This window comes from Sorangium sp. So ce1153 (assembly GCF_051521595.1).
Classification (GTDB): domain Bacteria; phylum Myxococcota_A; class Polyangia; order Polyangiales; family Polyangiaceae; genus Sorangium.
The window spans coordinates 14,218,497-14,231,597 of record NZ_CP150361.1 but is presented as its reverse complement, the minus strand read 5'-3'; the positions used below and the strand labels follow the sequence as shown (position 1 = coordinate 14,231,597).

The 13,101-nt window shown below is 72.4% G+C and carries 7 protein-coding genes; 2 read left to right on the top strand and 5 right to left on the bottom strand.

Annotated elements, in window-relative coordinates; all coding sequences use genetic code 11:
- Positions 1–254 precede the first annotated feature (254 nt).
- The 3 genes from WME85_RS51855 to WME85_RS51845 all read right to left on the bottom strand — a co-directional run bounded on the left by WME85_RS51855 (position 255) and on the right by WME85_RS51845 (position 7,178).
- Positions 255–1,445: a glycosyltransferase family 4 protein gene (locus tag WME85_RS51855; RefSeq protein ID WP_437833065.1), complete on the bottom strand. Its 1,191-nt coding sequence runs from the start codon at positions 1,443–1,445 to the stop codon at positions 255–257.
- Positions 1,442–2,725 carry a phenylacetate--CoA ligase family protein gene (locus WME85_RS51850; protein WP_437833064.1) on the bottom strand — a complete coding sequence of 428 codons (1,284 nt, stop codon included), beginning with the start codon at positions 2,723–2,725 and terminating at the stop codon, positions 1,442–1,444. Before WME85_RS51850 ends, WME85_RS51855 begins: the two co-directional genes overlap by 4 nt.
- 406 nt (positions 2,726–3,131) lie before the next feature.
- Positions 3,132–7,178, bottom strand: coding sequence for a protein kinase domain-containing protein (locus WME85_RS51845; protein ID WP_437833063.1), 4,047 nt, complete (start codon positions 7,176–7,178; stop codon positions 3,132–3,134).
- Positions 7,179–7,457: 279 nt separating this feature from the next.
- Between WME85_RS51845 and hisC the strand changes: the two genes are divergently transcribed.
- Positions 7,458–8,540: a histidinol-phosphate transaminase gene (hisC, locus tag WME85_RS51840; RefSeq protein WP_437833062.1), complete on the top strand. Its 1,083-nt coding sequence runs from the start codon at positions 7,458–7,460 to the stop codon at positions 8,538–8,540.
- 69 nt (positions 8,541–8,609) lie between these two features.
- Here hisC and WME85_RS51835 read toward each other — a convergent pair whose 3' ends face one another.
- A complete protein-coding gene (locus WME85_RS51835) occupies positions 8,610–9,296 on the bottom strand; it encodes a hypothetical protein (RefSeq protein WP_437833061.1) in 687 nt (228 codons plus the stop codon).
- A gap of 1,122 nt (positions 9,297–10,418) precedes the next feature.
- Between WME85_RS51835 and WME85_RS51830 the strand changes: the two genes are divergently transcribed.
- Positions 10,419–11,621 (top strand): IS110 family transposase, encoded by a 1,203-nt coding sequence (locus WME85_RS51830; protein WP_437833060.1) that lies wholly within the window; start codon positions 10,419–10,421, stop codon positions 11,619–11,621.
- Between the two features lie 548 nt (positions 11,622–12,169).
- Here the strand turns inward: WME85_RS51830 and WME85_RS51825 are convergent.
- Positions 12,170–12,946: a peptidylprolyl isomerase gene (locus WME85_RS51825; RefSeq protein ID WP_437833058.1), complete on the bottom strand. Its 777-nt coding sequence runs from the start codon at positions 12,944–12,946 to the stop codon at positions 12,170–12,172.
- Positions 12,947–13,101 lie beyond the last annotated feature (155 nt).

The following is a 13,101-nucleotide window of genomic DNA, read 5'->3' as shown; positions in this document are numbered from 1 at the left end:
GATTTGAATTCCTCTGCCCGCCGCGTTCATGGCGCCCGCCTCGGCGCGTGGCGACCTCGACCGCTACCCGGCGATGATCACCGGCTCGAGCCGCGGCCACACGAGCGAGAGCGCGCAGGCGCCACGCCGGCGCCTCCACAGCTCGTCCAGCGAGCGAGCACGCGGGCCTGCGCCGCAAGCTGTGGCGATCGCCGCTACTTTCGGCGACCGCTCGTCATCGACCGGTTGTTCTGGTGGGATTCTGACACGCGAAACTACCCGCGGAGCACCTCGTCATAGAGGTCCTCGTACGCCCGGACCATCCGGTCTATCCCGAACCGCTCGATCACCCGCGCCCGCCCGCGCATCCCCACCTCGGCGCGATCGTCGCGCACCGCGATCGCCTCGAGCGCGGCCGCCAGGGGCTCTGGCGATCCCGGCGAGACGAGCAGCCCTGTCTCACCCTCTTTCACGATCTCCGGATTCCCCCCCACGCGCGTGGCGACGATCGGCAGTCCGGCCGAGGCTGCCTCGATGAGGGTGAGCGAGATCCCCTCGGTCAGCGACGCGAGCGCGAACACGTCGAAGGCGGGGAGCAGCTCCGCCACGTCGCCGCGCGTCCCCGTGAAAAGGACCGCGCCGCCGAGGCCGAGCCGCGCCGCCTGCTCCTCCAGGGCCGGCCGGACCGGGCCGTCGCCGACGACCGTCAGGTGCGCGTCGGGCCGCACCTCGCGCAGCCGCGCGAACGCCGCGAGCAGCGTCGCGTGGTCCTTCTCGGGCGAGAGCCGCGCGACGCAGCCCACGTGATAGCCGGCGTCGGGGACGCCGAGCCGCGCCCGCGCCGCGCGCGCGTCGCCCGGCCGGAACACCTCCGGGTCCACGCCGTTCAGGATCGTCACCACCCTGGCCGGGTCGACCCGCTCCACCTCGAGCACGACAGCGCGCGTGTCATCGCTCACCGCCACCACCCGGTCCGTCAGCGCCGCCGCCAGACGGTTGACCAGCACTTTCCGCTTTTGCTTCGGGTAGTTGCGGCCGTGCTTCGTGTGGATGACCCGCGGCCCGCCGCCGCCGCCAGCCAAGCTCGCGGCCCGCGCGAGGCCCGCCGCCAGCGCGCCGTACAGGTGCGGACCCGGGTTGTGCGTGTGGACCAGCCGGATCCCCTCGCGCCGCAGCCACGCCGCGAGCCGCACCGGGAGCCCCGGGTCGAGGCCAGGCTTGCGCGAGAGCACGACCAGCGGCACGCCGAGCCGCGCGAGCTCGTCGGCCAGCGCGCCGGGCTCCTGGAGCGCGCAAACGACAGGCGCGAACCGGTCGCGCGACGTGCGCTCCAGCAGCCGGAGCACCACCCGCTCCAGCCCGCCGACGTTGAGCGCGAGCACGACGTGCGCGACCTTCACCGGCCGGTCCGGCGCGGCGCGCGGCCCCGCCCCCCGCGCCGGCTCGGCCTCGAGGGATCCCGTCACGCCGCGACCTCGCGGCCGAACTCGATGGGCACCTCGGTCATCGTGAAGCGGAACTTGCCGCCCGACGTGACCGGGATCTCGTCGACGAGCTGGACCCGGATGTCCGCCCGCTCGCCGAGGAACCGGCGGAGATCGCGCTCGATCGCCTGCGACGTCTCCGGCTTGTAGCCCTCGCCGGGGATGATCCGGATCGTGATCGCCCGCGACGCGTCCTGGTGGACCTGGTAGCGCTCCACCGTCGGGTTGTCCTTGAAGAAGTAGGGGAAGAACACCGACGAGAGCAGCTGGCCGTCCGGCCCCACGATCATGTCGAGCACCCGCCCCTCGACCGAGGCGAGCAGCGGCAACCCGCGACCGCAGGAGCACGACCTGTCGGCCGCGACCACCACGTCCTCGTTCTTGTAGCGGATCAGCGGCATCGACCGGCACACGAGGTCGGTCAGGATCACCTCGCCCGGCTCGCCGGGCTTCGCGTGCCGGCCGCCGCACAGCACCTCGACGAAGTTGTTCTCGATGTTGAGGTGCTTGCCCTCGCGGCGCTCGCACTCGGCGCCGATCAGCATCATCTCCCTGCAGCCATACCGATCGTAGACCGGCGCCTGGAACGCCTTCTCGATGGTCTCGCGCTGGTGAGGGAAGAGCCGCTCCGCCGTCGCGATGATCCCCTTCGGCGCAGGCAGCCTGTGCCCCGTCTCGAGCGCGTAGCGCGCCGTGTAGTAGAGCGGGCTCGTGTACCCGACGACGAGGTTCGGCTGGTAGCGGAGGATCTCGTCCACCACCCCCGCGAGCCGCGACTCGGACAGGTTCCACGCGCTGACCGTCTTCTTCCGGATGGCGGCCTCGTGGAGCGTGCGCTTCACCTTCTTCCAGCGGGGCTCGTGCGTCGGGATGCCCCAGATGTAGAGCTCCTTCTCGCCGAGCCGCCCGCCTGCCCACGCGTCGGCCCGCAGGGCCGCCGCGCTCCTACACTCGTATGTCGTGTGATCGTAAAAGAACCGCGCCGGCTCGCCGGTCGAGCCCCCCGTGCCGCTCCGGATGAGCTTGCCGCTCCACCCCTCGGCGATCATCTCACCGCCGTGCGCGCGGAGATCCGCCTTGGTGACGACCGGGAAGCGCACGAGATCCTCGGGCGCGTGCACGTCCTTCACCTGCACCCCGTACTCGGCGAAGCGGCGCCGGTAGAACGGGATATTCTGCTCGGCGAACCGGAGCGTCGCCAGCATCTTTCGCCAGTTGAGCTCCCGGAGCTCGCGCTCCGGCCGCCACTGCGAGCGCTCCATCTCCTCCAGGTAGGTGAGTGTCGCCCTCCTTCGGAGTTTCGTCTCATAAAACGGATAGAGGACATTCCGAAAGAGGGCTGAATACATAATCGGTGTGGATTCTTCCGAACCTGCGACAAACAGTCAAGCTGCCGCGGCCGCCGCGGCGTTCAGGCTGTGAGCGTGCCCGCCGGCAGCCGAGCTGTCGAGACTGGACTCTACTCCACCGCTGCTCGAGCGTCGCGTCGCGCACAGACACTCCCGTTGAGCACGCCACGCCCTATCGCCGCGCGCGCCCGCGACGCACCGGACGCGTCCGCGACGCCGCCGCGCGCGTCCGCGACGCCGCGGGCGCGTCCGCGACGCCGCGGGCGCGATCCGTCCAGACGCGCGCTGTGGCGCCTGGCGACGAGCGCGCGGCGGCGCCTCAGCCCAGGGTGGGCTCCGCTTCCTGCTGCCAGAGCGCCGCCAGCGCGAACGTCTTCGCGTTCTCCGGGACGGCCTGACAGAAGCTCTGCCGCCGCGCCGGGTCGTGGATCCACTGCGCCCGCGCGACGAGCCGCTGCATCGCCACCGCGATCGCCTCCCGCGCCGCCTCGTGGTGCCCGGCGGCCCGGAGCGACTCGGCGTACACGAGCCGGATCTGCGCCTCGCCCTCCTCGGTCCCCCCGGCCTCGACGAGCAGCCCGAGCCCGCGCCGCGCCGCGTCGAGGGCCTCCTGCGCGCGCCCCTGCTCGAGCAGCACCCGCGCGCGCACCGCGAGCGCGAGCGCCTGCAGCGTCGGCACGTGCGCCAGCATCGCCACGGCCGCGCCCGCCTCGTTGTCCGCCGCGCCGAGGTTGCCGAGCCGCGTCAGGATCGCGGCGAGGTACGCGCGCGACCGCGCCTCCTGCCGCCGGTTCGCCTGCGCCGCGAACGCCTCGACCGCCTCGGCCGTGACCGTGCGCGCCGCGGCCAGGTCGCCCTGCTGCGTCCAGAGCAGCCCCAGGTTCTGCTTCGCGAACGCCGCGACGTTGTGCAGCCCAATGCGCTCGGCCTCCGCGAGCGCGTCGCGCAGCTCCGCCTCGGCGCGGTGGTACATCCCGAGCTGCACCAGGCAGTGCGCCGCGTTCACCCGGCTCAGGCACGCGTTCCGGAGGTCGCCCGTCTGGAGGTACGCCGGGATGCTCTGCTCGGTGCACTCCAGCGACGCCGCCGGGTCGCCGTAGCAGAGCGCCCGCGACGCCCGGAGCGCGTGGATGCGCGCGGCCACCGCCGCGTCGCGCTCGGCGAGCGGCATCGCCACGCGCGCGAGCTCCTGCACGATCTCCTCCGCCGCGGCGTACTGGCCGCCGTGCAGGAGCGCCCCGGCGATGCGCGCCAGCGCGCTCACCGAGTGGCCGGTCGGCTCTTCCATGTAGCTCGGAGGTCCGCCGCCCGCGTGGCTCGACGGTGCGCCGCCCGCGTGGCTCGAGGGTGCGCCGCCCGCGTGGCTCGACGGTGCGCCGCCCGCGTGGCTCGCGCGGCCGCCGCGGTCTCCGCCCGCGTGGCCCGCCGCGCCGCCGCCCCGCAGCTCCTCGACGAGGTCCGCGAGCCGGTCGCCCATGCCGAGGCGCACGCGCATCGACGCCGCCTCCGCCGCGGCCGCGTACCAGAGCGCGCTCTTCCGCGGGAAGCCCCGCATCGCCATGACGGCGCACCGCTCTGCCTCGGCCGCCTCGCCGAGCCACTTGTGCGCCTCGGCCTGCACGAGGCGCAGCGCCGCGAAGAGCTCCCCGTCCACCTCGGCGCTCGCCGCGCCCTGCTCGGCCCGCTGGATCGCGGCGCGGAAGTCGTTCGCCCCGAGCGCCTGCTCCGCCGCGCGCCGGAACCAGATGACCGCCCGCTCGGCGTCGCCGCCACGCTCGAAGTGATCGGCCAGGAGCGCCGCGTCGCGCTCGCCCGCGCCTTCCAGCCACTCGCCCGCGAGCAGGTGGCCGAGCGCGCGGTCCGCGTCCGTCAGCGTCGCGTACGCCGCCTCGCGCACGAGCGCGTGCCGGAACGCGTACTCCTCCTGGCCCCCGAACTTCCCCTCCCCCCGCCGCGCGATGAGCTCGCGGTCGACGAGCACCGCGAGCCACCCGTCCACCTGCGGCGCCCGCCGCTCGCCGCCGAGCAGCGCCATCAGCCCCCCGCGCCAGAACTTCTGGCCGAAGACGCTCGCCGCCCGGAGGACCCGCCGCGCCTCGGCGTCGAGCGACTCGAGCCGCGCCTGCACCATCGACAGCACCGTCTCGGGCAGCGCCTCGGTCCGCCCCGAGGCGGCCGCGCGGATGAGCTCCTCCAGGTAGAACGCGTTGCCCCCGGCGCGCTCGCACAGCCGCGCGCACACGTCGGGCGTCACCGAGTCGCCGAGCACCTCGCGCACGAGCCGCTCGCTGCCCCGGCGCCCGATCTCGCGCAGCCGGAGCTCCTGCACGCCGCGCGAGACCCACACCTTCGGGAAGACCGACTCGACCTCCGGCCGCGCCAGCGCGAGCACCATGAGCGGCTGGTCCCGGAGCGCGAGCGCCGCGTCGATGAGCTTCACCGTGGGCACGTCGCCCCACTGCAGGTCCTCCAGCACGAGGAGCACCGGCTCGCCGCGGCACTCGGCGAGCACGAAGTCCTCCCAGGCGCGGCGGATCTGGTCGCCCATGAGCATCGGGTCGCTCCGCGCGGCGCGCAGCTCCACCCGGCCCTCGTCGGAGAAGCGGATGCGCGCCACCTCGCCGAGGAACTCGGTCACGCGCGCGAGGTCGCCGCCGCTCAGGTAGCGGCCCACCCGCGCGCGCAGGCGCTGCTCCCGCACCTCCTGCGGCTCGCCGCCGGAGAGCCCGGCCTCGCGGCGCAGCATCTGGCGCAGCATCCCGAAGGGCGAGCCGGCGCTCATCGGGTCGGCGTGGCCGAGCCAGATCTGCACCCGCTCGTTCCGCTCCTCGACGCGGCGCAGGAACTCGTAGCGCAGCCGGCTCTTGCCGAGCCCCGCCGGCGCCGTGATCAGCACCGCGCGCGCGGTCGGCTCGGAGAGGCACTCGTCGAGCACGGCGTCGAGGATCGCGAGCTCGTGGTCGCGCCCGACGAACGGCGTCGCCCGCCCGAGCAGCGTGCGCGCCGCCTCGACGAGGTCGCGCTCGGCCCGGAGCACGAGCCCCGTCGCGTCGCCGCCGACGTCGAAGCGCGCGTCGAGCAGGCCGGCCATCACCTCGTCGAGGCGGATGGAGCCGCCCTCGGCGCGGTCGAGCAGCCGCACGGCGCGGTCGATGGTCGGCCCCATCGGGAGCCGGTCGTCCGCGGAGCCGCGGCCGGCGACGAGCGCCATCTGCACGCCGGGCAGGAGGTCGCGCACCTCGATCGCGCACCGCGCCGCGCGCGCCGCCTGGTCGGTGATGAGGCCGCGCCCCTCGAGCGTGATGAGCAGGAGCCCGTCCGCGAGCGTCTGCAGCGTCCCGCCGAAGCGCGACGCGACGCGCTTCACCTCGTCCTCCGGGACCACGCGCGCGAGCGGCACGGTCATCGGGAGGGTCATCGGCATGGTGGGCCCCTGCCAGGACGCCTCCTGCGGGCCCATCCGCGCGAGCATCAGGCAGAGCGTCCGCCGCTCGCCGGTGGTGAGCGCGCTCGCGCGCCGGCTCACGGGCGCGGGCGGGGTGCTCTTGATCTCGCCCACCCGGAGCAGCTCGAGGGCGACGGCGGCGCCGTTCGCGGGCCGGGCGGCCGGGTCCTTCGCGAGCATGCGCGCCACGGCGGCGTCCACGGACTCGGGGATGTCGTCGCGCAGGTCGCGGAGGCGCGGCGCCTCGTCGAGCACGACGCGCAGGAGCGCGGTGTGGATGTCGTCCCCGACGAACGGCGGGCGCCCGGTGAGGCAGTGGAACAGCACGCACCCGAGCGCGAAGACGTCGGCCGCCGGCCCCACGGCGCGCTCGCCGCGCGCCTGCTCCGGCGCCATGTAGAACGGCGTGCCCATGACGACGCCGGTCATGGTGAGCGGCGCGAGCGACGTGAGCCGCGCGATGCCGAAGTCGAGGAGCTTGACCTGCTCGACCGCCTTGTCGACGAGGTACAGGTTGCTCGGCTTGAGGTCGCGGTGGACGACGTTGCCCCGGTGCGCCTCGGCGAGCGCCTCGGCGATGCGCAGGCCGAGCGTGACGCTCTCGCCGACGGTGAGCCCGCGCCGGCGCAGCCGGTCGGCGAGGCTCTCGCCCTCGAGCCACTCCAGCGCGAGCCAGGGCTCGCCGCTCTCGGTGGCCCCCTGCGCGATGTACCGGACGATGCCGGGGTGCCGCAGCTCGGCCAGCACCTGCGCCTCGCGCGCGAAGCGCTCGCCGTGCTCGAGGCCGCGGCCCGACATGACCTTGAGCGCCGCCGTCTCGCCCGTGTGCCGGTCGAGGGCGCGGTAGACGGAGCCCATCCCGCCCGACCCGGCGAGGCGCTCGATCAGGAAGCGGTCGGCGACGATGTCCCCGGGTTTCATCGGGACGGCGAGTATCACACGGAGGGCGGATGAAGAGGCCAGATCCCGGCGCCGGTCTCGCCGCGGGCGGCGGCGGGCGGAAACGTGGACGGACGCCCGGGCGGAAACGCGGGCGGACGCGCGGGCGGGCACGCGGGCGGATGCGCAGGCGGGGCGCGCGTCGGAGAAACGCGAGGCTGGGAGGGCGAGCTCGGGGGCACGGGCGGGGGCGCGGTTGGCGAGCGCGCCGTGTGTCCCGATGTAGGCAGGGCAGCGCGCCTGGTGATAGGCTGCGCGCCCATGTCTGCGCTTGTACTGCCTACCGTCGAGACCCTCGTGCCCTACGAGGGCGGCAAGCCGCTCGAGGAGCTCGCGCGCGAGCTTGGCGTGACCGACGCCGTGAAGCTCGCGTCGAACGAGAACCCGCTCGGTCCGAGCCCGCGCGCCGTCGAGGCGGCGCGCCGCGCGCTCGAGAGCATGAACCTCTACCCGGATGGGGCGGCCTACCGGCTGCGCCAGCGGCTCGCGGCGGTGCACGGCGTCGCGATGGAGGAGGTCATCCAGGGCAACGGCTCGAACGAGCTGCTCGACCTGATGGTGCACGCCTTCGCGACGCCCGGGTCGCACATCGTGTTCGCGGACCCGGCCTTCATCGTCTACCGGATCGCCGCGCTCGCGTACGGCGTCCCGTTCACGGCCGTGCCGCTGCGCGACCTGCGGCACGACCTCGAGGCGATGGCCGCGGCCGTCACGCCGAAGACGCGCCTCCTGTTCGTCGCGAACCCGAACAACCCGACCGGCACCCACGTCGGCCGCGGCGCTGTCGAGCGCCTGCTCAGGGAGGTGCCGCCCGAGGTCATCGTCGTCATGGACGAGGCGTACCTCGAGTACACGGACGCGGCGGACTACCCGGACTCGATGCGCCTGCGCGGGCTCCGGGAGCGGCTCCTCGTGGTGCGCACCTTCTCGAAGATCTACGGCCTCGCGGGCCTCCGCGTCGGCTACGCCGTCGGCCCGGCGCAGCTCATCGACTACATGAACCGGGTGCGCGCGCCGTTCAACGTGAGCGCGATCGGCCAGGCGGCCGCCCTCGCGGCGCTGGACGACGCCGAGCACGTCGAGCGGAGCCGCGCGCTGAACCGCCGCGAGCGCGAGCGGCTCACGCGCGAGCTCACCGGGCTCGGGCTGTCGGTGGCCCCGAGCCAGGCGAACTTCGTGCTCGTGGACGTGGGGCGGCCGGCGCGCGCCGTGTACGACGGCCTGCTGCGCAAGGGCGTCATCGTGCGGCCGTTCGGCAACCTGCCGACCAGCCTGCGCGTGACCGTCGGCACCGAGCGCGAGAACCAGCGCTTCCTCGAGAGCCTCGCGGACGTGCTGAAGTGACGCGGCGGGGCGTCCTCCCGTAGCGCCCCCGGGTGGGGCGCGCTCGGGCGCGGGGCTGTCAGCGCCGCTTCAGCGGGGCTGGCCGCAGTTCCCGGCGGCGCAGCACGAGCTCGGCCCCGGGTTGCTGAACGCGATGCACGAGACCACGGCGCCATTGCACCGATCGCAAGCGCCGCCCGGCAACGTCCAGTACCAGCTGGACGCGGTACAGCCGTTCTGCGCATAGCACGCGTCGTGGACGTCACAGCACGCGCCGTTGCTACCGCAGCTGTCGCCGAACCACACCCACGACGGGAGATCACACCCGTAGTTGTCGTATTCCTCGCCCTGGAGCGAGCTTGAGACCTTCGACTGGATGTAGAGCGCCCCTTTGATCGCGCTCTCCAGCGTGGGCAGCTCGGCGAGCTCGGGCCGCAGGCTGCCCTCGACCGGCGCGCTGGAGGCCTGCTCCACGCCCGGCTGGGCGTGCAGCGTCCAGCGGACCGTCTCCTCGTCGGCGCTGCCAAGCCGGTAAGCCACCGAGAACTGCGGGGCGCCGGCGCGATCGTAGATGTCCACGCGCACGAGCGACGGGCTGACCTTCGTGCTGCGGGCGACCACGTTGTCCAGGTCCATCGTCAACGTCTCGGGGCTGGGCGCCTCCTGTCCGAGCGGCTCGTCTGCGGCCTCGTCGCCCGCGCCGGCGCACCCGATGGCCACGGTCGACCCGCACACGACGAGCGCGACGACGCCGGACGCGAATTGCATCATTCTCATGACGATCCTCCTTCGTTCTGTCGACGCGACTGCTCTCGCAGGGCCGTCGACATGTTGGGGTTCAAAGCAACTCGAACGAGGTCCATTTAACTTGGATGAGGTTCCGGTCAAGGTTTTTGGTAATCCAGGCCTGTAACAAAGATGCCGGGCTCCAATGATCCACCTGATTCTCGGTGTTGGTATCCGATATGCACGAGCTCAGGAGTGAGCGTTATTTGCCTGGTATTTGCCCATCGGCTGATGCGGGCTCATCGGCCAATGCGGGCTCGTCGGCAATGCGGGCTCATCGGCCAATGCGGGCTCATCGGCCAATGCGGGCTCATCGACCGATGCAGGCGCGCAGGTTTCCGACCACGTCCCGCCGATCCGCCTCGCCCGATCCGCCTCGCAGGCTGTGGAGTGAACAAGGCGCCTTCACTGCATCAACGGGTTGTTGATGCAGCGTCACTTTCCACGAGGCGGAGATGGCAAGCGCGGCAGCCTGCTCCTGTACGACCTCGACGGATCCTCACTGGCCGCGCGGACGCGATGTGAACGCGGCCGCTCCGGCCTCTCGTGCTGAAGCAAGAGCTTCGCCAAGGCGGCGTGCACGGGGGTGCAGCGCGGCGACGTCGGCGCCGTGCGCGCGACCGAGGCCGCGCTCAACGGCTGAGGCGTCGGTCGTCGCGGCGACGGCTGACGAAGTGATTTGGCTAGAGCGACAAACGGGTTGAAACCACGAGAAAAAGCAGGAATTTCACAGGGAGGCGGGGAGGCGGGGAGCGAGAGACGGCAAGAGAAAGAGCTTCATTTTTTCTTCCTCCCCGCCTCCCCGCCTCCCTGTGAAAATTCTCCGGGTTTCAACGTGATAGATGGGATGAGGCAGCCCAAGGGGCGCCTGGACCCACGATGCCGACCGCACCGACTCGAGCTTCTGCTCGACGCATTCGCGCGGCGGGGCCTGCGAAGACAGCCCGCAGCACCGTGGAGGTCGGCCAATCGGCAGCAGAACGAGCTGGAGCGCGCAGGAAAGAGCCGCTCGGAGCAGCAAGCAACGTGGCCGACCTCTCGCCTGCAGGGTTGCCTGCGGGCACCCCCACGCGTTCGAAGACGCAGTCGACGGGGGCCCAGGAGAGGTCAGCCATGCGAAGTGTAGCGCTGGATCTGGGGGTCAACGAGATTTCGTTCTGCGAGGTGGCGGGCGGAGCCGTGGTGCTACGACGCACGGTCCGCTCGCTCGATTCGCTCCACGATGTCCTCGGTCCGTCGTCCTCGCCGGCCCGGGTGGCGATCGAGGCGTGCCGCGAGGCCTGGGTGGTTCACGACAAGCTCCGCGACTGGGGCCACGACGTCTTGGTCGTCGACACCACGCGAGCACGTCAGCTCGGCGTTGGCCAGCACGGCCGCAAGAATGATCGCCTCGATGCCGAGGCGCTGGCGCGCGCCGTCGAGCGCGGGGGCATTCCGCTCGCTCACGTGCTGTCGCCCCACCGGCGAGCCATACGCCACCAGCTGGCCGTGCGACGCGCGCTGGTCGAGACGCGGGCCCAGTATGTCACCACCGTGCGCGGCATCCTGCGCGCCTGCGGACACAAGCTCGCGACGTGCATGACCGAGGATTTTATCGCGCGGCTGAGCGAGGCCGCTTTGCCAGCCGAGACCCGTCGGCTGGTCGGGCCCTTGGTGACCGCGCTGGAGGTGCTCAACCCCCAGATCGCGCTGGTCGATGCCGCGCTCGAGCAGCTGTGCGCCCACGAGCCGGTGATCGCGCGGCTGACCACGGCGCCCGGTGTGGGGCTGGTCGTCGCCGTCGCGTTCGTCTCGGTCGTGGATGAAGCCAAGCGCTTTCGCCACGCCCACCAGCTCGCCTCCTACCTGGGTCTGGTTCCCTTGGAGGACACCACCGGCGGGCGTGACAAGCGGCGGCTGGGCTCGATCACCAAGCAAGGCAACGCGTACCTGCGCACGCTGCTGACGCAGGCCGCGCACACGATCCTGCGACACAAGAACAAGAGCGGCGACGACCCGCTGCGTCGATGGGCAGATGCCATTGCCGAACGCCGAGGTCGACACATCGCGGTCGTGGCGCTGGCGCGGCGGCTGTCGGGGGTGCTGTGGGCCATGTGGCGTGACGGCACGCTCTACGACGCGCAGAGCGCAGCGGCTGCCTCGGCCAAGGGCCTGCGCCTGCAGGCGCAGTCGCTCGAGCAGCAGGCACAGGCCATGAAGCGAGCCACGGTCAAAGCGCGCCGCCGGCAGCGGTCCATCGACAAGGGGCTCGACGCCGCCGCGGCAGCGGCCCCATCGAGGCCGACCTCGACCTCAAGGAGGGCCTCGATGAACTGACTTCCCCCACACGGGGGACATGCGCCACGAGCGCGCCACGCCAGGAGCGTGAAAGAGGGCTACGTGGATGAGCGCGGGAACACCGAGGGCGCTCCGCCTCTGGGTCGAACACGCCGTTTGATAGATTGCGCCTCCACGATCCCGTTTCGGACCCCAGCGTGCATCCAGGCCACCAAGGCGACTGCCGGCCTGAGAATGCGGATCGTCGATTGAGCCACAGCTCGCTCCTGCGGACGCGACGCGGCGCTCCAGCCCAACCGTAACGACGCCCGCCAGGGCGATGGGAGACGTCCATGCCGAAACGACCTGCACCGACCACACCGAGCGCTACCGCTGCCGAGCCGAAGCCGGCCAGCCGCGGAAAGAGAGCGCTAAAGCCCTTGACCTCAGGGCTGCCTCATCGTCGGTGTTCTAGAAGATACCCGACGCGCTCTGTGAACCCCTGGTCCCGGCGTCGGGTGGAATCGAGCCGGTGGGCGTCGTGGTCGACGAAGCCGCCGCCTGCGGGCTCGATCCCGTCGCGCGCGCCAGCATCACGCGCGCGCCTCTCAGGGCGCGCAGCGGGTGATCGTCACCTTGTTCAGGCCCAGCTCCACGAGCGGTTTGTCATTCTCATCGGTCTCGACGTGCGTCAGCTCGGTGACCACCTCGACCGGCGCGCACTGGCCGAAGATCGTGTAGTCGCCGTCCAGAAAGTCCGTCACCACCTCCGTGACGTAGAACTGGCTCCCGTTGGTGTCCGCCCCGGCATTGGCATAGGCGAGCGTCCCCGCTCGATGCTTCAGCGTGGAGATCTCGTCGGCGAACTCGTACCCTGGCCAGCCCTCGCCGTTGGCGAGCGGATCGCCGCCCTGCGCCATGAACTCCGGAATCACCCGGTGGAAGGTGAGCCCGTCGTAGAAGCGCCGCTTCACCCAGCTGCCGGTCGCCGCGTCCAGCCAGGGCCGGCGCCCGCGCGCGAGCCCGACGAAGTTGGCGACCGCGTTCGGGGCCTCGTCCGGGAAGAGCTCGCAGGTCAGCGCGCCCTTGTCGGTCTCGATGATCGCGCGCAGCGGCCCCGGGCCCTCCGGGAGCTCGGCCAGCGCCTCGTCCAGCGTGAACATCCCGGCCTCTGGATCGGTATCGCCGGCGAGCACCTCCTCGGGCGCCTCCACGTCGGGGCCGCACGCCACGCTTCCACCGCCGCCCGCGCTCCCGCTCGTCGTCGAGGCGCTCGAGCTCGTCGCGCCCCCGCCCTCCCCGCCCGCGCCGCCGGTCGAGCTCGTCGCGCCCCCGCCGCCGCCGTCGTCGCCGCAGCCGGCGGCGAGAGGGATTGCGAGGAGCATCGAGACGCAAAGTGTGTTCACAGACAGAGGAGGAGAAAAGGAGCGGATCTGCATCGGAGCGACACTTGCACGGGCGCCACGGGAGCGCACGCCCGACCTGCCCGCGAGCTCGCGCGGAGGGCCCTCCCCGAGGTGACGAGGCCCCCGCCACGCAA

Coding starts and splice junctions, on each gene's coding strand:
- WME85_RS51845 (WP_437833063.1), bottom strand. CDS start 7,178: ATGAAACCCGGGGACATCGTCGCCGACCGCTTCCTGATCGAGCGCCTC.
- WME85_RS51835 (WP_437833061.1), bottom strand. CDS start 9,296: ATGAGAATGATGCAATTCGCGTCCGGCGTCGTCGCGCTCGTCGTGTGC.
- WME85_RS51850 (WP_437833064.1), bottom strand. CDS start 2,725: ATGGAGCGCTCGCAGTGGCGGCCGGAGCGCGAGCTCCGGGAGCTCAAC.
- WME85_RS51830 (WP_437833060.1), top strand. CDS start 10,419: ATGCGAAGTGTAGCGCTGGATCTGGGGGTCAACGAGATTTCGTTCTGC.
- WME85_RS51825 (WP_437833058.1), bottom strand. CDS start 12,946: ATGCTCCTCGCAATCCCTCTCGCCGCCGGCTGCGGCGACGACGGCGGC.
- hisC (WP_437833062.1), top strand. CDS start 7,458: ATGTCTGCGCTTGTACTGCCTACCGTCGAGACCCTCGTGCCCTACGAG.